This is a genomic window from Dyadobacter sp. HNCC25DJ186 (genome assembly GCF_056895235.1).
In genome coordinates, this window is record NZ_JBXHAS010000001.1 from 67311 (window position 1) to 88741 (window position 21431).

The 21431-nt window shown below is 40.8% G+C and carries 23 protein-coding genes; 11 read left to right on the forward strand and 12 right to left on the reverse strand.

The genetic code is table 11. From position 1 onward, the window contains the following. The first annotated feature begins 1 nt into the window (after position 1). From AC1XUO_RS00345 to AC1XUO_RS00360, 4 genes are all read left to right on the forward strand, one after another. Positions 2–1093 carry a hybrid sensor histidine kinase/response regulator gene (locus AC1XUO_RS00345; RefSeq protein WP_483327776.1) on the forward strand — a complete coding sequence of 364 codons (1092 nt, stop codon included), beginning with the start codon at positions 2–4 and terminating at the stop codon, positions 1091–1093. Positions 1094–1098: 5 nt separating this feature from the next. Next, positions 1099–1488: a response regulator gene (locus AC1XUO_RS00350; protein WP_483327777.1), complete on the forward strand. Its 390-nt coding sequence runs from the start codon at positions 1099–1101 to the stop codon at positions 1486–1488. Between the two features lie 279 nt (positions 1489–1767). Next, on the forward strand, positions 1768–1986 hold the full coding sequence (locus tag AC1XUO_RS00355; RefSeq protein ID WP_483327778.1) for a hypothetical protein: 219 nt from the start codon (positions 1768–1770) through the stop codon (positions 1984–1986). 142 nt (positions 1987–2128) lie between these two features. Beyond that, entirely contained in the window at positions 2129–2263 is a 135-nt protein-coding gene (locus tag AC1XUO_RS00360) for a hypothetical protein (RefSeq protein WP_483327779.1), read from the forward strand. A gap of 83 nt (positions 2264–2346) precedes the next feature. On the opposite strand, the gene AC1XUO_RS00365 is transcribed toward AC1XUO_RS00360, so the two are convergent. The 4 genes from AC1XUO_RS00365 to AC1XUO_RS00380 all read right to left on the reverse strand — a co-directional run bounded on the left by AC1XUO_RS00365 (position 2347) and on the right by AC1XUO_RS00380 (position 7217). After that, entirely contained in the window at positions 2347–3045 is a 699-nt protein-coding gene (locus tag AC1XUO_RS00365; RefSeq protein ID WP_483327780.1) for an L-ribulose-5-phosphate 4-epimerase, read from the reverse strand. A gap of 24 nt (positions 3046–3069) precedes the next feature. Next, entirely contained in the window at positions 3070–4560 is a 1491-nt protein-coding gene (gene araA / locus AC1XUO_RS00370; RefSeq protein WP_483327781.1) for an L-arabinose isomerase, read from the reverse strand. Positions 4561–4602: 42 nt separating this feature from the next. Further along, a complete protein-coding gene (locus tag AC1XUO_RS00375) occupies positions 4603–6273 on the reverse strand; it encodes a ribulokinase (protein WP_483327782.1) in 1671 nt (556 codons plus the stop codon). 233 nt (positions 6274–6506) lie between these two features. Beyond that, positions 6507–7217 (reverse strand): NUDIX hydrolase, encoded by a 711-nt coding sequence (locus AC1XUO_RS00380; protein WP_483327783.1) that lies wholly within the window; start codon positions 7215–7217, stop codon positions 6507–6509. Between the two features lie 244 nt (positions 7218–7461). Here AC1XUO_RS00380 and AC1XUO_RS00385 point away from each other — a divergent pair, with 244 nt between their 5' ends. The 3 genes from AC1XUO_RS00385 (at position 7462) to AC1XUO_RS00395 (ending at position 11079) form a co-directional block, all read left to right on the forward strand. Beyond that, complete coding sequence (locus tag AC1XUO_RS00385; protein WP_483327784.1) at positions 7462–9300, forward strand: alkaline phosphatase; 1839 nt, start codon at positions 7462–7464, stop codon at positions 9298–9300. 86 nt (positions 9301–9386) lie between these two features. Beyond that, entirely contained in the window at positions 9387–10229 is an 843-nt protein-coding gene (locus AC1XUO_RS00390; RefSeq protein WP_483327785.1) for an endonuclease/exonuclease/phosphatase family protein, read from the forward strand. Between the two features lie 85 nt (positions 10230–10314). After that, complete coding sequence (locus AC1XUO_RS00395) at positions 10315–11079, forward strand: SGNH/GDSL hydrolase family protein (protein ID WP_483327786.1); 765 nt, start codon at positions 10315–10317, stop codon at positions 11077–11079. A gap of 65 nt (positions 11080–11144) precedes the next feature. On the opposite strand, the gene AC1XUO_RS00400 is transcribed toward AC1XUO_RS00395, so the two are convergent. Beyond that, positions 11145–12131: an acyl-ACP desaturase gene (locus AC1XUO_RS00400; RefSeq protein WP_483327787.1), complete on the reverse strand. Its 987-nt coding sequence runs from the start codon at positions 12129–12131 to the stop codon at positions 11145–11147. Positions 12132–12270: 139 nt separating this feature from the next. Here AC1XUO_RS00400 and AC1XUO_RS00405 point away from each other — a divergent pair, with 139 nt between their 5' ends. Both AC1XUO_RS00405 and AC1XUO_RS00410 read left to right on the forward strand, forming a co-directional pair. Continuing rightward, a complete protein-coding gene (locus tag AC1XUO_RS00405; RefSeq protein ID WP_483327788.1) occupies positions 12271–13002 on the forward strand; it encodes a lysophospholipid acyltransferase family protein in 732 nt (243 codons plus the stop codon). Between the two features lie 307 nt (positions 13003–13309). After that, positions 13310–13708: a hypothetical protein gene (locus AC1XUO_RS00410; protein WP_483327789.1), complete on the forward strand. Its 399-nt coding sequence runs from the start codon at positions 13310–13312 to the stop codon at positions 13706–13708. Positions 13709–13784: 76 nt separating this feature from the next. Here AC1XUO_RS00410 and AC1XUO_RS00415 read toward each other — a convergent pair whose 3' ends face one another. From AC1XUO_RS00415 to AC1XUO_RS00430, 4 genes are all read right to left on the reverse strand, one after another. Next, positions 13785–14225, reverse strand: a complete 441-nt coding sequence (locus tag AC1XUO_RS00415; protein ID WP_483327790.1) for a GNAT family N-acetyltransferase — start codon at positions 14223–14225, stop codon at positions 13785–13787. Between the two features lie 10 nt (positions 14226–14235). Continuing rightward, on the reverse strand, positions 14236–14895 hold the full coding sequence (locus tag AC1XUO_RS00420) for a Rossmann-fold NAD(P)-binding domain-containing protein (RefSeq protein WP_483327791.1): 660 nt from the start codon (positions 14893–14895) through the stop codon (positions 14236–14238). A 117-nt stretch (positions 14896–15012) separates the two neighbouring features. Then, positions 15013–15411 carry a hypothetical protein gene (locus AC1XUO_RS00425; protein WP_483327792.1) on the reverse strand — a complete coding sequence of 133 codons (399 nt, stop codon included), beginning with the start codon at positions 15409–15411 and terminating at the stop codon, positions 15013–15015. 74 nt (positions 15412–15485) lie between these two features. Next, the gene (locus AC1XUO_RS00430) at positions 15486–16844 is read right to left on the reverse strand and encodes an acyl-CoA dehydrogenase family protein (RefSeq protein ID WP_483327793.1); all 1359 of its coding nucleotides are present in this window, start codon (positions 16842–16844) and stop codon (positions 15486–15488) included. A gap of 256 nt (positions 16845–17100) precedes the next feature. Here AC1XUO_RS00430 and AC1XUO_RS00435 point away from each other — a divergent pair, with 256 nt between their 5' ends. Then, complete coding sequence (locus AC1XUO_RS00435; protein ID WP_483327794.1) at positions 17101–17313, forward strand: hypothetical protein; 213 nt, start codon at positions 17101–17103, stop codon at positions 17311–17313. Between the two features lie 74 nt (positions 17314–17387). Here AC1XUO_RS00435 and AC1XUO_RS00440 read toward each other — a convergent pair whose 3' ends face one another. Then, positions 17388–19115 (reverse strand): glycoside hydrolase family 9 protein, encoded by a 1728-nt coding sequence (locus AC1XUO_RS00440; RefSeq protein ID WP_483328649.1) that lies wholly within the window; start codon positions 19113–19115, stop codon positions 17388–17390. A 325-nt stretch (positions 19116–19440) separates the two neighbouring features. On the opposite strand from AC1XUO_RS00440, the gene AC1XUO_RS00445 reads away from it, so the two are divergent. After that, positions 19441–20292 (forward strand): pirin family protein, encoded by an 852-nt coding sequence (locus tag AC1XUO_RS00445; protein WP_483327795.1) that lies wholly within the window; start codon positions 19441–19443, stop codon positions 20290–20292. 40 nt (positions 20293–20332) lie between these two features. Here AC1XUO_RS00445 and AC1XUO_RS00450 read toward each other — a convergent pair whose 3' ends face one another. Both AC1XUO_RS00450 and AC1XUO_RS00455 read right to left on the reverse strand, forming a co-directional pair. Then, complete coding sequence (locus AC1XUO_RS00450; RefSeq protein WP_483327796.1) at positions 20333–20743, reverse strand: Dabb family protein; 411 nt, start codon at positions 20741–20743, stop codon at positions 20333–20335. Positions 20744–20860: 117 nt separating this feature from the next. Then, positions 20861–21406, reverse strand: a complete 546-nt coding sequence (locus tag AC1XUO_RS00455; protein WP_483327797.1) for a DUF1697 domain-containing protein — start codon at positions 21404–21406, stop codon at positions 20861–20863. Positions 21407–21431 lie beyond the last annotated feature (25 nt).

Genomic DNA, 21431 nt, shown 5'->3' on the forward strand with positions numbered 1-21431 from the left:
AATGATTGACAGCAAAATACGTATTTTATACATAGACGATGAAGAACATAATCTTCAATCGTTTAAGGCATCGTTCCGGAGACAATACGATATCACTACAACTGTTTCGGTGGTAGAGGCTGAAGAAATCATGGAAAAAGAAGAGTTTCATGTTATCCTTGCTGATCAAAGAATGCCGGGTATGACCGGCGTACAATTTTTCGAAAACATAAGAAGCAAATTTCCCGAATCAATCCGGATTTTAATTACCGGTCATACGGACATAAGTGCAGCAATCGATGCAATTAATAAAGGTGAAGTATTTAGATTTATTGACAAACCCTGGGACTACACCTACGTTGAAAATGCTATCACGCATGCATTCGATATTTATAAAACCCGTGCTGAGTTAAAACAGAGAAATTTTGATTTACAGAAGGCCTATGAAGAGCTTGATAAGTTTGTTTACAGTGCATCGCATGATTTACGGGCGCCTTTGATGTCTGTGCTTGGAATCGTGAACCTGGCCCTGATGGAAGATGATGTTCAGTCTCAAAACGAATATCTTGATCTGATCAAGCAATCTGTAAAAAAACTGGATACTTTTATCATTAATATTATTGATTATTACAAAAATGCGAGAGGAATTCAGGCAATCACTGAAATTGATTTCAACCAGCTCGTTAATGATGTGACCGAGGCGATTAAGTTTCTGCCGGAATTTGGAAAAATAAATATGATAACGAACATAAATCAGACCGGCGTTTTTTATTCCGATGCGATGAAATTTCGGATTATATTCAATAATTTAATCACTAATGCTGTAAAGTTTCAGGATACAAAAAAAGAAAATCCGTTTATTAAACTTGATATCCATGCAACGCCATCGCACACCAAAATTACGTTTGAGGACAACGGCCTGGGTATAAAAAAAGACGATATAGAAAAAATATTTAAAATGTTTTATCGTGCAGGCGCGACAAATAGTGGTTCAGGTATAGGACTTTACATAGTTCATGAAGCTATTACAAAGCTGCAAGGTACAATTAATGTCACTTCGACCGTTGGCGAAGGAAGTATTTTTGAGATAAATATTCCTTCAGTAAATAAATAGAAATTATGACCAGTCAATTTGATTTTATCTTAATTGATGATAGCGCTTTTGATTTATTTATCTACGAAAAATTAATTCTCAAAAGTGGACTCGGTAGTTCTGTGCGGCCATTCAACTCTGCTCAGGATGCGCTGGAATATCTGACAAGTGAAGGTGACAGATTGCCTAAAACGGTTATTCTACTTGATTTACAAATGCCTGGAATGAATGGTTTCGAGTTTATTGACCAATTTGACCTGCTTCCCGATTCTTTGAAAAGTCAAATCAGGATTTACATGCTTTCTTCTACTATTGACACCCGGGATATAGAAAAAGCAAAAGCCAGCATACACATCCTGGAACTTCTATCTAAACCGCTGGAAATTACGGCTTTGAAATCTATTCTGCAAGACTAAAAAATTAAAAGCCTCTTCCATTTCCGGTGTGAAATCCTGATTCGCAAACACGCGCCCTCAATCTTAGATTTTTACAGTTTCCGGAAAATTCCCAAAGTGTATCTTTTTTCAACACTTCGGATACGTACAGCACCGAAAATAATTTGAAATCATCAGATTATCATAACTATATTGATTTATTATGGGATTATTTACTTACAAATAACGTAATTGTCGTAACAGGTATATTTTTTATCCTAAATGGCTTTACCAAATTAATCTTAACTTCCATAACCCCGCATGAAAACTGATAATCAAACGTTAACAGAAATTAAAAAACTTCACGACCAGTACGTGAGAGAGGTGGAATTTAGTGGAATAAAACCACTTTCAATGGAGATTTACAAATCGCATTCTAAAAATTTTGTCAGATGGATTGGCGGCGATTTTGTACCAGGCGCTAAGCTGAAAAGACCTGTTTCACAGCCTGTTGAGCAGTCCCAGGATCGCTTGTCCTAGCATGTCACATTTCACCGCATGGTTGGATCAGTGATAAAAATGTGTCGCGCAAAAAACTTTTATCAGTAGACATTTTCAATTTCTTTAATTAGCTTTGATAATACTTACAACAGCAATTACAAGAAACTTTAATACCAGAATCATGATACTCGCAGTGCTAAACTTTTTGAAAGGGCGATTTGATAAAGATTCGATCCAGGCAGCAAAAGCCAGCGACAAACGGATGACACGCCAGGAAGCATTCCAGCAAATGCGAGAATTAGCTAAGAAGAAATAATTATTAATGGTTAGTTGTTAATGATTAAGGGTTAATGATGGCCTGAAGGCAAACATTAACCCTTAACAATTAGTAATTAACAATTATCCCTGTCCATAATAGGCATTTTTTCCATGTTTTCTGAAAAAATGTTTATCGATCAGAGATTGTTTTATAGTCGGACAATCTGGATTAATCTGCAAGGTCAGGTATGCCATTTTCGCGATCTCTTCAAGTACAATAGCATTATAAACTGCTTTTGCCGGGTCTTTTCCCCAGGTAAAAGGTCCATGACAAGCGACAAGAACCATTTCCACTTCTTCCGGGCTTAGCCCTTCTTTACTAAAAAGATCCAAAATCTGATTCCCGGTTTCATGTTCGTAATCATTTTGGATCATCTCATCAGACATTACTTCGGTTACCGGCACTGGCGCAATCAGATGATCTGCGTGCGTTGTTCCAAGATTCGGAATCGCACGTTTCGCCTGAGCCCATGCCACTGCGTATGTTGAATGCGTGTGACAAACACCACCGATCGATGGAAAATTTTTATATAAAAGCGTATGAGTTTTTGTGTCCGACGAAGGCCGCATTGAACCTTCTACCAGTACGTTATCCAAATCAACAATAACGATGTCCCCGACTTTCAATTTCCGGTAAGGTACTCCGCTCGGTTTGATGGCAACAACGCCCGCGGCACGGTCAACACCACTGACATTTCCGAATGTAACGATAGCCAGTTCTTCTTTTGGAATTTCCATATTGGCCTCATAGACCAGTTCTTTCAGATACGTATATGCCATTGCAAAATTTTTATATGACGATATTTATTTAAAAGAAGCTTCGCTCCAACGCAACTCATTTTTGAACTGACGAAGATTTGTATCCTTGTCAATTACAACCAACTCCACCCCTACCATTTCAGCAAAAGTCTCAATATGATCCGTTGTCAGATTCTGGCTGTAAACCGTATGATGTGCTCCGCCGGCATAAATCCAGGCCGCACAGCCCGTTTTCATATCAGGAGCAGGTTTCCAAAGTGCTCTGGCGACAGGTAGTTTTGGCAGCGCTTCTTCAACCTCGACTGCTTCTACTTCATTCACCAAAAGTCTGAACCTATTACCCATATCGATCAATGAAACATTGATCGCGGGACCCGCCGGCGCATTAAATACCAGACGTACCGGATCTTCTTTTCCACCTATTCCCAGCGGATGAATTTCGCAGGACGGCGTTCCTTTGGCAATACTCGGGCAGATTTCCAGCATATGCGAGCCCAAAACCAGATTATTCGAAGGATTAAAATGATACGTATAGTCCTCCATGAACGAATTGCCGCCAGGAAGTCCGCTTCCCATTACTTTGAGCGCACGAACCATGGCAGAAGTTTTCCAATCACCTTCTCCGGCATATCCATATCCCGCAGCCATCATACGCTGAGAGCCAATGCCAGGCAATTGTTTCATGCCGTAAAGATCTTCAAAGGTGTTGGTATAACCTTTAAACCCGCCGTCCCGAAGAAAATATTTCATCCCCAATTCGATACGGGCAGCGTCTTGCAAAGCGTAAAACTGATCACCGCCTTTCCGCAACGAAGAGACAAGGCTATATGAATTTTCATATTCCTCAGTCAGCTGATTAACAGCCTCCTCGGAAACCTGATTAATTACAGAAACAAGATCGCCAACAGCATAGGTATTAACAGAAAACCCAAATGCCATTTCCGCTGCAACTTTGTCTCCGTCCGTCACAGCAACCTGGCGCATGTTATCTCCGAAACGTGCAAATTTTGCTCCTTTCAGATCGTGTCGCGCCGCAGCAACTCTTGTCCAATCGGCGATGGACGTAATAACATCATTTTGTTGCCAATGCCCAACTACCACTTTTCTGGTCAACCGCATTCGGGTCATGATAAAACCGAACTCTCTGTCTCCATGGGCAGACTGGTTCAGGTTCATAAAATCCATATCAATATTTGCCCACGGAATATCTCTATTGTATTGGGTATGAAGATGTAATAAGGGTTTTTGAAGAATTTGCAGGCCGCGAATCCACATTTTCGCAGGAGAAAAGGTGTGCATCCAGGCCACAATGCCTATACAATTTTCAGTAACGTTTGCATCCTGACAGATTCGATAGATTTCTTCCGGAGACTTAACGACTGGTTTAAAAATAACACGGACCGGAATTTCGGATTTTTCGTCGAAGAACTGACTGATTATTTTTGAGTGTTCATCAACCTGACGAAGCGTTTCCGCTCCGTACAGATCCTGGCTGCCTGTGACAAACCAAATTTCAAATTGTTTTAAATCCAACATCGTTAGTAAATGATAAAATATTTTTGACGGAACCGATTTTCCCTATGCTGTTTTCAGGTCTTTACTTCTTTTTGCCTTGGTTTCTTGTTCGATAAAACCACCAGCTTTTAGATATTTCTGATATAATTTTTCATACACATCCACAACGTCCGGTCTCGGATAATACTCGGCATCAAATCCGGAGCTCATCGCTTGCTGCGCTTCCTGCAAGGTAGGATGAACACCCGAAGCCACTGCGGCAAACATTGCAGCACCCAACGCACATGCCTGATCTGACGAAGCCACTTTTATTGGCATATTCAAAACATCTGACAGGGTCTGCATCACGAAAGGTGATTTTTTAGCGACGCCACCGATCGCGATTACCTCGTTAATCGGGACGCCTTCACTTCTGAAACGATCCGCGATATTTCTTGAACCATAAGCCGTTGCTTCCACAAGTGCCTTGAATACGCGCGCACTGTCGCTGGCCAGGTTCAAATCAAGAATTGCTCCTTTTAAAGTATGGTTTGCATCGGGCGTTCTTCTTCCATTCCACCAGTCGATCGCGATAATATCATTTTCAGTCACAGGAAGAAGACCAGCTTGTGTTGCGAGGTGAGGAAGCAGTTTTTCCGAAAGTTGCTTCGCAGCCTCTTCTCCCATCAATTCGCGAACAGGTGTCGTAATAAGTTTGGCAAACCAGGCATAGATATCGCCAAATCCGGATTGCCCTGCCTCCATACCGAGCATTCCCGGAACGATAGATCCATCCACCTGACCGCAGATTCCGTTGATCAGCAGATGTCCAATTTCTTCGTTCGGTGCAACAAGCATATCACAGGTTGACGTACCGATTACCTTGCAGAGCGAATAGGGTTCAATCAAAGCCCCGACGGCACCCATGTGACAATCAAATGCGCCGACACCGATGACGACATCAGAAGGAATGCCAAGTTTCGCTGCCCAGGAAGCAGAAATCGTCCCCATCGATTTGTCAGATGTTTGCGTTGTGCTGAACAACCGGTCGCGCAATCCCGCCAGAATCGGATCAAGTGCCACGAAGAAATCTTCTTTTGGTAAGCCGTCATACGCACTGTGCCACAAAGCTTTATGGCCAGCCGCACAGCGGGATCTTTGTAAAGTCAATGGATCGGTATTTCCTGTTAGCTCAGCTGAAATCCAGTCGCAGTGCTCCACCCATGAAAAAGCCTCTTCACGAACATTTTCATCGATCCGGAGCGTTTTTAATATTTTTGCCCAAAACCATTCCGAGGAATAAATACCTCCCACATACTTTGTATAATCAGTCTCCCAGTTATGCGCAAGTGCATTAATTTCCTCTGCCTCAGCATTGGCCGTATGATCCTTCCAAAGGATAAACATAGCATTCGGATTTTCTGCAAATTCGGGGAGCAGCGATAACGGAGTTCCATTTTTGTCAACAGCCACAGGCGTCGAGCCGGTTGTATCGATGGAAATTCCGGTAATATTTTGCCTCACCTCATCACTGACATCCTTTAATGCCCCGGTGACAGAAAACTCCAAACCTTCAAGATAGTCCATCGGATGTTGCCTGAAACGTGATATGGAAGGATCACAGTATTTCCCTGCCTTCCAACGCGGATATTCAAAAACCGCCGTTCCTGCCGTTTCTCCGGTATGCGCATTAACGACCAAAGCTCTCACGGAATCTGTTCCGTAATCAATCCCAATTACATATTTGTTATTCATAAAAAGCCCGGCAACAGGTGAATAAGGTTAAATATCATCTTAAATAAAAAGTCTGGTCTCCATAGATTCTAACGAAAATCAGTAACCATACGCTCACTGTATTTCCGTGGCAAACCACCTTTTTTATAAATAATTGATCTGTAAATATAATATAATTTATTTATGGTGTAATATTGACACAATTAAATTTACAATTTCGAAATAAAATCTTCTCATTTAAAATTCAGCAATAATTAACTGTGCGTCGTTTTCATCGCATCGGGCATGAAATTCCAGAACGCATGAAATTTCTCTTTATACCGGATGGTGTCCAGTTTGTATAAGGTCGCCTTTTTAGTGGCAGAGTTTGTATTTTTAAGTCCGGTATCAATTAATAGACCTGTTGAAAGCAGTTTTCTGCTAAAATTCCGTCGGTCTAGCGGCGTGTTATAAATTGCTTCATAAAGTTTTTGAAGTTGCGGAATCGTAAAATTTTCTGGCAAAAGTTCGAATCCAATCGGATGTAAAGCAGCTTTGTAGCGTAAATGTTCAATGGCGCGGTCAACCATCTGATCATGATCAAAAATAAGTTTAGGACGTCTGTCCAGGCTTATCCAGGCTGCGTTATGGCTCCTTACGGCTTCTGCGTCGTGTTCATCAATCTGAATTAAAGCAAAAAATACTACGGAAACCGTACGCTCAGCCGGGTCTCGACTTACCTTTCCGAAAACTTCCAACTGCTCAACGTATACATCTTTCAGTCCGGTAAGATCGTAAAGTATCCGTCCTGCCCCGGCTTCCAGATCTTCTTCTTCTTTCAGGAAACCACCCATCAATGACCAGTTACCTTTTTCCGGTGCAAAATTTCGCTTAATCAGAAGCAGCTTGATATCTTTCCCGTCGAAACCAAAAATAATACAGTCAATGGCAAGCAGAATTCTGGAAGAAAGAGGATAACTATACATAGAAGAATTTGTAAAACGAAAACGTCTTGGCAAATTAAACAGTAATTATTGAGTTACGAAATCTGGATAATTTAGTTTTATTAAAAGAAAGTTGGTGAAAGACCTAAGATCAAAAGCCGACTTAACATTTAGATAAAATATAAGTAAATTTTTAGAGTGATTTTTGCGAAAGTTTCCTTTTTAGTTAAAACCATTTTTCACCATTCAGAGTTTAATCCTCTTTGGCCGCATTCTGACGCTTATCATGAAGTATATTCTTTTTATTTCCCTGTTTGTGGTATTTTCAAAAACTACATTGTGTGCACAAACACCCCTTCGTTATACAACTGCACAGGCTCACTCTCATAATGATTACGAGCAGAACATCCCCTTCTTACGTGCTTATTACCAACAGTTTGGCTCAGTTGAAGCAGATATTTTTTTAAGAAATGACACCATTTTTGTGGCGCATGACGAGAAATATATTACCTCAAAAAATACATTTTCAAATCTTTACCTGAAACCGATTCTTGCTCAGATCGAGAAAAATTACGGAAGTATATATCCTGATAAAACGCTTGGTTTACAATTACTTATAGATCTTAAAACACCAGGCATCACCACAATTCCGGCGTTGATCAAAGAACTGCAACCGTATGCCAGCATCCTCGCTCCGAAAGGCCCTGTGAAAATTGTTTTGAGTGGCGATACGCCGCCGCCAGCACAATTCAACCAATATCCTGATTATATATTTTTCGACGGCCGCCCGGAGATCCAGTATACCAAAGAACAACTGGAACGGATTGGTTTGATCAGCCAGTCGTTCACCAACTACACCAAATGGAATGGTAAAGGAGTTTTGGTGAAAAAAGAAAAAGAAGCACTTGAAGAGGTGATCAGACATGTGCATGGGCAGGGCAAAAAAATCCGTTTCTGGGCTACTCCGGATGAAGTGAACGCCTGGAAAATGCTGATGAACATGGGTTTAGATTATTTAAATACGGACAAAGTCGAAGAACTGGGACCATATCTTCGGAACCGTGCGAACGCTGAGTATACCGCTCCGAAGCCACACGCGATATATAAGCCTACTTACAAAAACAATGACAGGTTATCCAAAGTTAAAAATATCATTTTACTGATTGGTGATGGTATGGGTTTGGCTCAGATCTATTCGGGGCTGACGGCCAATCACGGCGAGCTGAATTTGTCTCAATTTTTGAATATTGGCTTTTCGAAAACCACAACTGCCGATAGTTACATCACCGATTCCGCAGCCGGTGCAACGGCGATGGCGACAGGACAAAAAGCCAGAAACCGTGCCATCGGCGTAGATACCAACAATATTCCTTTGAAAAATCTTCCTGACATTATCAAACCGTTAGGAATCAAAACTGGTCTGATCTCCGCCGGAAATATCACAGATGCAACGCCTGCCGCATTTTATGCACATCAGCCAGAACGGAGTATGGATAGTACGATTGCGCTGGATTTCTTAAAATCGACAGTGGATATTATGATCGGTGGCGGAACTATGGTTTTCAACAAACATAAAGTTTCAGATTCTCTTCGCACAAAGGGTTTTCAGGTTTCCAATCAATGGAAGGATCTGACCTCACTAAAAGCTCCATTTGTACTTTTAGACGATTCGAAAACAGTTTCCATGCTTTCAGGCCGAGGCAATTTTCTGACAGAATCATTTGCAAAAACGCAGCAAACATTATCAAAATCCGGGAAAGGTTTCTTCATTATGGCAGAAGGTGCGCAGATTGATTACGGAGGACATGCCAACAAAGTGCCTTACGTGGTAACAGAAATGCTCGATTTTGACCAGCTTATCGGCGAAGCTTTAAGGTTTGCAGATTCCAATGGCGAAACCCTGGTGATCGTAACTGCCGACCACGAAACGGGTGGATTGACTTTACTCGATGGTGATCTGAAAAGAGGTTATGTTGACGGAAGCTTCAGCACCAATGATCATACTGCGATCATGGTGCCAGTTTTTGCCTATGGCCCACATGCACTGGATTTCAGAGGAGTTTATGAAAACACCGAAATCTTCAACAAAATGCTCAATATTTTTAAAAAATATAACAAAAAGTGAAATTTGCAGTCTCATTAAAGAGTAGTTGAGTTTTCAAATTACTCAGCGTTCTTACCTTTACCATTTTTACAACTAAATTCTTAATAATGAAAAATGTATTTCTTTTATTGCTAGCCTTAGGATTGACAACAGCTGGATTTGCCCAGAAAAAGCCTGAAACCATTAACATTGCTTCATATAACCTTCGTTACGATAATAAAGGCGACGGGATCAACGCCTGGCCGAACCGTAAGGAAATGGTAAAAGGTCTGATCCGTTTTCATGAATTTGATATTTTCGGTACGCAGGAAGTATTGATCAACCAGTTGCATGCCGTGGCAGAGCTTACGGATTTTGCGTTTCTGGGAAAAGGCCGCGATGATGGAAAAGAAGGCGGTGAACATTCTGCTATTTTTTACAAAAAGGATCGTTTCAAAGTTTTAAAAAACGGTGATTTCTGGTTGAGCGAAACGCCAGACAAACCAGGAAAAGGCTGGGATGCTACCTGCTGTAACCGCATCTGTTCGTGGGCTAAATTCCAGGATTTGAATACTAAAAAGGAATTTTATTTTTTCAATGTTCATTTCGATCATCAAGGTGTAGAAGCGCGCCGCCAGTCTGGGATTTTGATGGTGAAAAAGATGAAAGAAATTGCTGGAAATTCGCCGACGATATTAACCGGTGATTTCAATTCAACGCCTGAAACAGAACAGATCAAAGCCATTCAGACACTTTTGAACGATTCGCATGAAGTAACCGAACAGCCAATATATGGTCCGGAAGGAACTTTCAACAGCTTCAAATTTGATGCTCCAATGGAAAATCGTATTGATTATATCTTTGTAAGCAAACCGATCAAAGTTTTGAAGTATGGCGTTTTGACGGATGCAAAAGAGCAGCGTTATCCGTCGGATCACCAGCCAGTGGTCATAAAAGCGATCATTAATTAGTAGAATTCCTGGCGCTGACCAGTAGAACGACAAAGAAAATCCTTGTGGTTATTGAAGTAAATCTCAATCATCACAAGGATTTTTCATGTCATTACGAAGAGAATTTTTGAAAACGGCGGTTTTAGGAAGTGCTGGTTCTATTTTTTCGCCTACAATTTCAGTGGCAGAAGTTTTTTCTGAAACGAGTTTGAAACAAGAAGGAACCGGTTATACCTTTTTATTCCAGGGAGATTCTATTACCGATGGAAACCGGACAAGAAACTCGGATTGGAATCACGTCATGGGCCATGGATTTGCATACCTGATCGCAAGCCGGTTGTGGTATGATCATCCCGAAAAGAAATTTCAATTTTTCAATCGAGGGGTCAGCGGAAATAAAATAACCGATCTGGCCGCAAGATGGCAATCGGATACGATTGATCTGAAACCTGATCTACTTAATATTCTGGTGGGTGTTAACGATACCGAAGCTGCTGTCAACGGAAATAAAGAAAACACCACGGATCAATTTGAATCAGATTATAGAAAACTGCTGGAACGGACAAAAGAAAAATTACCGGACGTTCAGTTGGTGTTGTGTATCCCCTTTCTGTTTCCTGTCGGCCGCGTAAAAGATAAGCTTGAAGTTTATCAAAAAGAGCTGAGGCCAAGGCAGGAAATTCTCAGGAAACTGGCGAAAGAATTTAATGCTATCGAAATCGATTTTCAGTCTGAATTTGATAAGGCGCTTAAAAAGGCAGCGGCAGATTACTGGATCTGGGACGGGATTCATCCCATGCCCGCCGGACACGAATTAATGGCAAGATTCTGGATTAACGAAGTTCACAAAAAAATAAAGTTTGTAAAATAAATTATCTAAAGACGTAAAGCCGGACAGATTGCCCGGCTTTACTTTCTAAATACGTTCCAAAATACCTATCTGCTTATCCAGCTAAATTCATATTCCAGCTCCGGGATACGCGTACGGTCAGCAATACGACGCAAACGAGCCGGCAACGCCATCAAATAATCACGTGCCTTTTCTGCACCGGAATTAAGTTCCCGGATCGTTCCGATTTCCCACTCTTCTAGTAAAGATTCAAGAATTTCGATATAATCCATTGTTGTGTAAACGCCTAAACGCTGTGCAGCATCAGAGAAGTGAGAGAAAGTATCGCCCATTTTCACACCCGACTCGCGAAGGAAATGAGCAGGCATTACAATTTTTTTCTTCATCATATCTTCCAGAGCCAACATCAGCTCGGAAGGATCTACGGCTAAAATACGGCTCACAAACGCTTTGTAAGCCTTAGCATGTCGCAATTCATCAGATGCGATCACGCCGCAAATTTTTGAAAGGTGTGGGTTACCAAACTGTTTCGAAAGCGTCGCAGTACGACGGTGTGATACGTTTGTTGCAAGCTCCTGAAAAGAAGTGTAGATAAAGTTACGGTACGGGTCACGGTCGGTTCCGATGTCAAATCCGTCGGCGATCAAATATTGGGTAGACACTTCCATCGCCCGCATATTTACGCGGCCAGACAGATACAGATACTTATTAAGCAGATCTCCATGGCGATTTTCTTCCGCCGTCCAGGCTCTCACCCATCTTGACCAGCCAGAAGGATTGTCAACCTGATCTACGCCAATAACGTCCATCAACCACGACTCATAAGTTGGAAGTGCTTCCTCAGTGATCGTATCTCCGATCAAAACCGCTATGTAATCGTACGGTAAATCCCTGCAACTTTCCTGCAATAATTTAACTTCGCTGAAAAAGTTGTCTTTGCTGGCATCCGGCAAAAAATCCGTAGGCTGCCAGTTTTGATCAATCGGTTTCAGATATTCTGCCATCAGGGCATCGAGGTCCTTTCCTACATGTTGCATGACTTCAAGTCGTGCTGCTGAAAGTTCGGTTTCCATTGTTGATTAGTTTTAACTCCCATTATACTTTCACAAAGTACGTGAATTTAATGTAAGTTGTACATGACAAATCTCATTTCATGCTTTACAAATTTTCACAATCGATGTACATTTGGGATATTATTGTGTAAAAAAAGGAATGAAAAAAATTATAGACTACCTCCTAAGCATTATCTATCTCATACATTTTGGGCTTTCGTTATTAATATTTCATGTGTTACAGGTTATAGCGCTTAATATTTTGGGTAAGAAAGCGCATGAAAAAGTTGTCGACTACCTTAACTTTTTTCTTACCTATGGTCTATATCTGACCGGGTCGACGGTGACGCTGAAAAACAGGGCCATTATTCCTGATGACCGCCCAATAATTTTTGTTGCCAACCATCAGAGCACTTTTGACATTCCGGCACTTATCTGGTTTCTGAGAAAACGACATCCATTGTTTGTTTCAAAAATTGAGCTGGCAAAAGGGATTCCGAGCATATCTTACAATTTGAGAAAAAGTGGTGCTGCGTTAATCAACAGGAAAGATAGCAAGCAGGCTGTAAGTGAAATTTTGCGTCTGGGAAATTTGATCAGAGAAACAACCGGCGCCGCGATTATTTTTCCCGAAGGAACACGTACGGCCAGCGGAATTATGAAGCCGTTTGTTGCGGGAGGCGTGGCAACTTTATTAAAAAAATCGCCGGAAGCATTGATAATACCCGTTGCAGTAAACGGAACCGGAGCATTTAATCCAAAAGGAATTTTTCCGTTAAAATCTTTCTCTAAATTGTCATGGACAGCGCTGCCCGCTATCGAACCCGCAGGAAGAAAAATTGAGGATATTTTACAGGAAGCTCAGGAAGCAATACGAGCAGAATTGAATTAGTATCAAGTCTTTTATAATGCTGCCCATTCTGGGTTTCGACTCACCCATTATACTCTTTTCTAAAATACTGTCAACTCTTTGGGTTTCTCACCCACCAGCCATTTAGAGGCGAATATAGGAATGAAGAAAAAATTTACAGCTTTTTTCTAAATACTTCCTCTGTCCACCCTCCTGAAAATTAGCGACTTACAAAACTCCAAAAACTCCTATTTAATCTTTGTTAAATAGCTTAACAATCGTTAACAATCGGCGATTAAACCTATGTCATGAATGCCCCTCTAATCGACGAACTTTAAAAATTACTACCATGAAAAAGATACTTTTTGTTGCCGCAATTTTAGCTTTTGGTTTCACTAACGCATCTGCGCAATATGGCGGATATGACCGCGGACGTGGAGATGTATATCGCAATAGCCCACGTGAACATCGGGATTTCGGGGTAAATTCTTTGCAGCGGGAAGCTCGTCAGCAAATTGCTGCCGGCATTCAACGGGGAACCTTAAATTCCCGTGAGGCTTCTATTTTGATGAACGAATATGACCGCATTGCAGAACGCGAACGAAGATTTAGTTCTCACGGCCGTTTGTCTCCAAGAGAGTCAAGAAAGTTAACCAATGACCTGGAAAGACTGATGGCCGAAACACGTCAGATGAGTAACAGACGAGGCGGCGACAATTGGGCGAGAAGTCCAAGAGGAAGATACTAAGAACATTCAAGAGCAGTTGAAGGTTTAGGTAATGTAAAAAGGCATCTCCCGATTTGGGAAATGCCTTTTTTTACGTTTAGAAATACCTGACAAGCTTTACGTGCGATTTTTTAAAACCTTCTTTCTGATAAAATCGATGCGCATTTTCCCTGACGTTGTTGGATGTTACTTCAATCTGCAATGCTGATTTACTTTTAGCAAAAACAATTAACGTATCAATGATCGCCTTCCCGATTTCTTTTGAGCGATATGCTTCCTTTACAAACATTTCCTGAATCTCAGCCACCATGCAAACATGATGGAGTAATGGCTGAACATGACAACTTCCCATGCCAACAGGCTCTCCGTCCAATTCAGCGATCAAATAACAAATATTTCGCTGAGCCAGATTATGATGAAAAACAAAATTGAAAGACTCCCGGTTTAAAATCTTATTTTCAAGATCACAGATCATTTCATAAACTGGATCCTCATCCAGCGCTGTTGCCAATCGGATATGAAGTCTGGATGAAACCATTAAGCTTAAATTAATACTGTTGTAATTCCGCAGAATCGTGAATGAAAGTTCCTTTGTTTGGAAGCTGGCCCAGTTTTACCATTCCCGTTGCTACTTTGGAAGATTCGATCGCCGCATATTTTTTTAAAGGACCAATCATCACCGGATTTAAGATTTTTGATAATATTTCACCAATCTGTTCTCCTCTGCGCGTTTCTCCCCGGTCTCCTAATAATAACGATGGCCTTAAAATATGTAAAGTTTCAAAATGGAGATCGGTGAGCTCTCTTTCGATTTCTCCTTTCACGCGGTTGTAGAAAATCATGGATTTTGCATCTGCGCCCATCGAAGAAACAATCAGATACTTGGTCGAACCATTGAGCTTTGCAAGCCGGCCAATTTGCAGCGGATAAAGAAAATCTACTTTTTTAAAGGATTCCTCTGAGCCGGCTTTTTTAATGGTTGTTCCTAAACAACAATAAATGTCATCTGCTTTGACCAGCGATGCATCGGGATTATCAAAGTTGAAAAAAATTTCGTTCAGTTTTTGATGTCGGATTCCGGTATCGCGTCTTGTCAGAATTTTGACTTCACCGTAATCTGATGAATTCAGTAAATTTTGTAACACTTGTTTACCAACAAGTCCGGTAGCTCCTATTAATAATGCAGTTTTATATCGTGGGTTAGTCATAGCATAACGTTTAAAAAATGCAATTTAAAAAGTATACCGTCAAAATGACATGTATATTCAGAAATGTATACAGAAATTGGATACATTTTTAAACTGCATATTTAATGCTTGACTAATTTACTCTTCTGGCCAAAGAATTGTCACCTTACCCTGACCGCTGATTATTTTATCCTTAAATTCCTGAATTTCTGCTGCGGGCAATTTGTTCACATCTATCATACTTCCGTCACACTGATAATTTATACATCCCATGCAGGAAGAATAGCTTAAATAGTAGCTAAATATTAGTTTACCATTAATCTCAACCAACTTGATTGTCAATATTTTATCTACTTTTTTATCCTTCGCGTCTTCAATTAATTTATGTAGCCAAGGTAATTCCCGCACAGGATAATTTACATCACAAACTGATGCTTTAATCGCCTCGTGTTTTTCTATTGTTTCTAATTTTCCTAATTTTTCCTTTTTGCATGAAAAAGATAAAATCATCAAAATAAAAATTACAGAAATTTTCATAGATTTTTCGTTTAGAATCACCTCTATGACACCGATAACTTTCAAAACGTTGGAATTATCCTGAAGACGAAAGTTTATACAAAAGCACTTTCTCCGGTGATGGCCCTTCCGACAATCAGCGAATTTATTTCCTTGGTTCCTTCGTAAGAATAAATTGCCTCGGCGTCGGCAACAAATCTGGCAATATCATATTCGAGCAGGATCCCATTTCCACCAAAAAGTTCTCGGGCATGATCTACGATGGAACGCATACGCAACGTGCAAAAAACTTTGGCAAGAGATGCATGTTCATCCGCCAGTTCTCCCCCATCCTGTAATTGCGACAGGCGATAAACCATCGTCTGCATGGCAGTCAGATCGCCCAGCATGGTCACCAGCAGATCCTGCACCAATTGAAATCCAGCAATAGGACGGCCAAACTGTTTTCTTTTGAGCGTATAATTTAACGCAAGTTCATAGGCTCCGCGCCCACATCCTACGGCCTGCCATGCCACACCTGCTCGGGTCATTCTTAAAACATTGGCTGTATCTTTAAAGGAATTAGCGTTTTGCAACCGGGCCATTTCAGGTACTTTGCAGTCTGTTAACGTGATAAGAGCATTCTGAACAATTCTGAGAGCCATTTTATCTTCCATCTTTTCCGCTTTAAAACCGGGATTATCTTTTTTGACAATAAATCCCTTAACCTGATTGTCATCCAGATTCCGCGCCCAGATTATCGTTATGTCAGAAAACGTGGCATTCCCGATCCACTTTTTCTGACCGTTTAAGATCCATTCATCGCCCACTTTTTTACAGGTTGTGGTCAGTCCGCCTGCAACACCGGAACCAACCTCCGGCTCCGTGAGACCAAAAGCACCGATCATTTCCATGCGCTGCATTCTTGGAAGCCAGTATGCTTTCTGCTCTTCCGAACCGCACATATAAATGGATCCCATGGCCAACCCACTATGAACGCCGAAAAATGTAGAGATTGATGAATCGACGCGTGCCATTTCCATGGCTATAAATCCTTCCAGCAAAGCCGATTTCCCTGCACATCCGTATCCTTTATAGGTCAATCCACAAATATTCAGTTTAGCCATCAGTGGAATGATATGCATGGGAAAATGTGCCTTATTCCAATATTCATTGGCAATCGGACGAATTTCGCTGTCCATGAAAGCCCTTACTTTTAACTGGATCTCCCGATCTTCCTTTGTCAGCGTTTTGTCCAGCTGATAAAAATCTCCGCTTACCTCCGGAGCCTCTTTCTGTTTTCCTTCACCAGCTTGCATTAACCGCACCATTTTAGCAAGGTCGGCATCACTCATCTTCATCACCAACCCTATGAGCTTATTCAAGTCAACACGTTTTGCCAACTTGCCGACAGCAGTTAAATCGATACTTTTTAAAATACCACGTATTTGTGAAAATGATTCGAAGAAGCTCATTGGAATGAAATTTGGTTCATAAAATATATTCTTAAAAAGCAAAAACAGTACTAAATCTATTCCCGAAAATTTAATCAGTCAATGGCATCTGGTTAGGTTGAACTGAGTCCGTCTTGTATGGTCAGCACAAGATATTTTGAAAGCTCTTTCCAATATGTAGAATTTTGTGAACACTGAAGACAGTTTCTGCACTCCATTTGTTAAAAAAACAAACGGTACAAAATTTGATCATTTGTTTTAAAAAACAGACAACGTCATGAACAAGGATAACAAAAACAAAAATGTTGAAGGTGGCTCACCTTCCCGATCAGGCCCGGACAGTGATATTATACAGGAAGACGACAGTAAAAAACCTTCCAAACAAATCAAGAAGGATGCTATCCATGAATCTGAGGAAGAAAATATGACCGACCACGGTGGCTACAACGAGACGGATCCCAATGTTCCGGTGGAAAGCACTAAAAAGTAATTACTAAAATTCGACCATATATAACCAAAAAATGACGCCCCGATGGAGTGTCATTTTTTTATATTCAATACTATTTACATCGAAAAAAGTGCTTCCATTGCAGCAGCCAGATAAACAAAAGGAGCATTCCAATTAATGGCTATTTCGTTTGAGGCATAGGAACAATCCACATCTGCAAAAGACTCATCGGCAAATTTGTTCGGATATCCTTCGCACTTATCCTGCTGTCCGGGATTGGGCCCGCCTGATAAAAGTCCCGGAACCGGCTCTACAATGCCGTCAGCAATCGATGGACGATGATGCGGATGCATAATTTGTTTAGAGCCGAAACCGGTAAGGAAAGAATAACCCGTTGCGTTTCTTCCCAGAATATAATCCAGATTGCCCAATGCTGCGTCCAGATATTTTTTATCTTTTGTAAGCTTATAGGCCTGAATCAAAGCAATTCCCTGGTTTGAAGCCACCGCATTACTTCCCCAGGCAAAATCTTTAGCCGTTTTTCCCATGACCGTTTGATAAGGCTGCTGCTCCATATCTTTCAGTAAATCATTGGAAAAATCAATAACACTTTTTTTAATCGATCTCAGATACTGTTGATCAACCGGCCCGAGTTGTTTTTCGTGTCTGATCATTGTATAATAAGCAAGCGCTTTTACCTGGCTCCATGATGGAAGCGGCATAGGTTTATCTGTTTCAAAAGAAATATTTTTCAGATAATCCTCATTTTTAGTGGTGACATACATTTCAGCCGCTGCCCAGATACGTTCGTCACTTCCGTCTTTGTCTTCATAACCACCAGTAACCACATCCGGATCAAACTTCGTGTTCATTTCCTTTTGATTGTATTGAACAGAAGGATTTTTCTGAGCCCAATTCCATCCTTTCGTTGCTGCAATTTTACATGAATCGGATAATCCCGGCAACTGCTTTTCAAACGCTTTAAAGACACGGCTTGCCTGCGCCATAACGGCAACAAAATCAAGTGTTGCGATAGTATTTTTTTGAACAACGTAACGGGGATTCTTGCATGCATCAGGCATGATCATGGCGTCGAACCGGGGATTTGTCAGTTTGTGATAAACACCACCATCAGCTGGATCCTGCATAGTAAGCATCCAGCGAAGATTCCACAGAACCTCGTCCAGCAAATCCGGAACGGCATTCTGGCTTTCAGGAATATTGGTTTTCAGGTTTTTAAAATAAACAGGAAAATCCTCGTACACCGAGAGTAATGTCCCCATCGTAATCCCGGAATTGACAATATATTTATTATAGTCGCCGGCGTCATACCAACCGCGAGGCGAACTGATGGCTGACCCCTCAGGACGACCCTGGGAAGCAGCAGAAGGATGAATCAGAACTTTGTCGTCAGGATGACCCGCCGGCCGTGCCCATTTTCCAGCAAATTTTTCAGGCAGGGCCACAGAGGCTCTCTGATAATAAAATCCCCGGATGGCGGATGTGGTAACATTTTTATGTATTTCTGATTTTATCTCGAAAGTATAAGAAACACCTACCAAAGGTACTTCCAGAATATATTTCCCAATTTTTTTTACCGCAGAAAAATCAGCGATGCGACTTTTTTTTCCGGAATGTGGACTTGTGAGAACCGGACCAAGTTTGCCTTTGAAAATGATTTGTTTGGTCTTCAGATCACGTAAATAAAATTCTTGTCCTTTTTCTCCTACGACAAAAGCTTTTTTCTGAGCAGTCGGGTAAAATCCAACCTGATTCAATCGAATATCATTGCTTGGCTGAGCGAATTGATTTTCACCCTCCCAAACACGGACTGACTCATCGATTCCTATTTTGGTATTGTTAGCGCCACGGGCACTAATATTGAGCGCCGATAGGTTGGCCAACAATAAAATGGCAATTGAAATATTGAAAGATTTTCCCAATGATGATAAGATTTGAGTTGCAGTAAATTCAGACTTAATTCCAATAACCACTTACCAATAGTATAGTACTATACTATTGTATATAACTTACTATTATATAGTAAAATTCACGATCTTTGTAGTGTTCATTTTGCACTTAGCAAACTTCAATTGCCGGCAACGAAATAAAGGATGGAGGCAATAAACCATACTCAATAAATTGACTTTAATACTAAACAAATAAACCATGAAAAGCAGGGGAATTTTAAAGGTCGTTTTTGCGCAGGTACAAGATATGGGTGAAATCGTTGTAAAACAGCCGCTTCCATCCATCCAAATAGATTATCTGGATCCGTTTATTTTACTGCATCATGCCGAAAATGAGATTCCGGAAGATTTCAATTTGAAACATTCCGGTATTGCCCCACATCCTCACAGAGGTTTCGCACCTGTGACTTTTGTGTTCGAAGGAGGGATTTATCACCAGGATAGTCGTGGAAACAAGGGCACTGTGCTTACCGGTGGTGTGCAGTGGATGCATGCAGGGATGGGTATAATCCATAGCGAGCGACCTGTGGCAAGTGGCCGTCAGGAAATTATTCAGATGTGGATCAATTCTCCTGTAAAAAACAAAATGGATCAGCCAACTTATTTTCCATTAACTGCCGAAAACACACCTCAGGTTTTGAGTGCTGACCAAAAAGTGAGATTGTCAATCGTGAGTGGTGATTTATTAGAAAAAAAAGGGCCGGTTCCAACGTTGACCGACATAAATTCGGCGATGATATGGGCGGATAAGGGAGGAAGTACTTTTATTCCTTTTTCAGAAAAACACAATGCTTTTTTATATGTGTTATCAGGAAAAGTAAAAATTGGAGGCCAGCAGGTTGATTCTCAAAATATGATTGTTTTTGATGACAATGGAGACGGTATCCAGCTTGAAATTCTGGAAAATACCAAGGCCTTATTTATGAGTGGCGAACCGATTGGTGAAACAATTATAGCCAAAGGACCTTTCGTGGTAAGCGAGGAAATTCAGGTTATGGAAGCTTACCGGGACTACAGAATGGGTAAAATGGGAATTTTGATCGAAGAGTAAAAAGGATCGGCATTTTATTTCCTGCCGATCCTTTCTTATACTAAACCTTTTTAGGACCAACAGAATCGTAAATCACTACCTTTTCCCAAAGGTGTGCGTAGTTATTGCGGAATTCGTCGTGGATTGGGTGCGTTTGATATAATTCTTCTTCAATAATATTATCAAAAAAACACATCCATGAAAATGTGTAATCCTTCACAATCACCGAACGATCTGTCGGTGCAGGTTTTCCGATATTCACATATTTGATTTGAGGAACTTTCGCCAATTTTTTCAACCCTTCCAGGAGTTTTGCCTCATCCTGAGCATTATTAGGATCTTTCAGATAAAAAAGAACATGGTGGATAAAAACTTCTTTCGTTCTTTCAGGTTCAGCGGCCAATGGCGAAATAGAGACCAGTGAAGCCAACCCGGCATTTTGCAAAAATTTGCGTCTTGATGAATCTTCCATATTTTGGGTATAAGTGAATATATTCTTACAATTAATTGCTCGCTTACCGATCTTTTCCGTTTATGGCTATGTAACCATAAACCTCACACAAATCTACAATTTTTTCGAAACCGACGACTATTGACCAACCATCGATACCAACTCATTCACCGTTTTCCAATTCCTTGTCGTGGCGATAACTTTTAGTTTCTTCTCAAAAAAGTTGTTATTGAGTTTTGTTTTTCCATAACCTCCCGGACAGAAAATATAGATAGCTCGTCCTGATAAAATCCATTCATCGGGTAAGAACTGAGCAGCTTCTTTGAGTTTTTCAAACAGATCCTTTTGCGCCTTTTCAGAAAGAAATGTGACATGAAGTTTAGATTCATCTTCATTTCTATTTGTTAAAAATGGATTGTTTTCCTGAATATTTTTCAATTCTGTTTCATCTAAAACAATCACCGGAACATCAAAATGAAAGGTTTTTAGTATGGCTTCATGAATTTGATCTTGAAGATCTTTATCATTGCCCGGTTTGGCCTTAAAGGTGATGTTACCACTTTGAATATATGTTTTCACCTCGCCGAAGTTCAGAGATTCAAACATCGTTTTAAGTTCAGTCATTTTGATCGACTTCTGACCGCTCACGTTGATTCCTCTTAAAATGGCTATATAGATTTTCATCAGGCTTTGAAATTTTGCTGTTAGT

Coding starts and splice junctions, on each gene's coding strand:
- AC1XUO_RS00345 (WP_483327776.1), top strand. CDS start 2: ATGATTGACAGCAAAATACGTATTTTATACATAGACGATGAAGAACAT.
- AC1XUO_RS00450 (WP_483327796.1), bottom strand. CDS start 20,743: ATGGAAGATTCATCAAGACGCAAATTTTTGCAAAATGCCGGGTTGGCT.
- AC1XUO_RS00400 (WP_483327787.1), bottom strand. CDS start 12,131: ATGGAAACCGAACTTTCAGCAGCACGACTTGAAGTCATGCAACATGTA.
- AC1XUO_RS00365 (WP_483327780.1), bottom strand. CDS start 3,045: ATGGCATATACGTATCTGAAAGAACTGGTCTATGAGGCCAATATGGAA.
- AC1XUO_RS00420 (WP_483327791.1), bottom strand. CDS start 14,895: ATGACTAACCCACGATATAAAACTGCATTATTAATAGGAGCTACCGGA.
- AC1XUO_RS00375 (WP_483327782.1), bottom strand. CDS start 6,273: ATGAATAACAAATATGTAATTGGGATTGATTACGGAACAGATTCCGTG.
- AC1XUO_RS00405 (WP_483327788.1), top strand. CDS start 12,271: ATGAAAAAAATTATAGACTACCTCCTAAGCATTATCTATCTCATACAT.
- AC1XUO_RS00385 (WP_483327784.1), top strand. CDS start 7,462: ATGAAGTATATTCTTTTTATTTCCCTGTTTGTGGTATTTTCAAAAACT.
- AC1XUO_RS00430 (WP_483327793.1), bottom strand. CDS start 16,844: ATGAGCTTCTTCGAATCATTTTCACAAATACGTGGTATTTTAAAAAGT.
- AC1XUO_RS00380 (WP_483327783.1), bottom strand. CDS start 7,217: ATGTATAGTTATCCTCTTTCTTCCAGAATTCTGCTTGCCATTGACTGT.
- AC1XUO_RS00435 (WP_483327794.1), top strand. CDS start 17,101: ATGAACAAGGATAACAAAAACAAAAATGTTGAAGGTGGCTCACCTTCC.
- araA (WP_483327781.1), bottom strand. CDS start 4,560: ATGTTGGATTTAAAACAATTTGAAATTTGGTTTGTCACAGGCAGCCAG.
- AC1XUO_RS00410 (WP_483327789.1), top strand. CDS start 13,310: ATGAAAAAGATACTTTTTGTTGCCGCAATTTTAGCTTTTGGTTTCACT.
- AC1XUO_RS00425 (WP_483327792.1), bottom strand. CDS start 15,411: ATGAAAATTTCTGTAATTTTTATTTTGATGATTTTATCTTTTTCATGC.
- AC1XUO_RS00360 (WP_483327779.1), top strand. CDS start 2,129: ATGATACTCGCAGTGCTAAACTTTTTGAAAGGGCGATTTGATAAAGAT.
- AC1XUO_RS00395 (WP_483327786.1), top strand. CDS start 10,315: ATGTCATTACGAAGAGAATTTTTGAAAACGGCGGTTTTAGGAAGTGCT.
- AC1XUO_RS00415 (WP_483327790.1), bottom strand. CDS start 14,225: ATGGTTTCATCCAGACTTCATATCCGATTGGCAACAGCGCTGGATGAG.
- AC1XUO_RS00355 (WP_483327778.1), top strand. CDS start 1,768: ATGAAAACTGATAATCAAACGTTAACAGAAATTAAAAAACTTCACGAC.
- AC1XUO_RS00350 (WP_483327777.1), top strand. CDS start 1,099: ATGACCAGTCAATTTGATTTTATCTTAATTGATGATAGCGCTTTTGAT.
- AC1XUO_RS00455 (WP_483327797.1), bottom strand. CDS start 21,406: ATGAAAATCTATATAGCCATTTTAAGAGGAATCAACGTGAGCGGTCAG.
- AC1XUO_RS00390 (WP_483327785.1), top strand. CDS start 9,387: ATGAAAAATGTATTTCTTTTATTGCTAGCCTTAGGATTGACAACAGCT.
- AC1XUO_RS00445 (WP_483327795.1), top strand. CDS start 19,441: ATGAAAAGCAGGGGAATTTTAAAGGTCGTTTTTGCGCAGGTACAAGAT.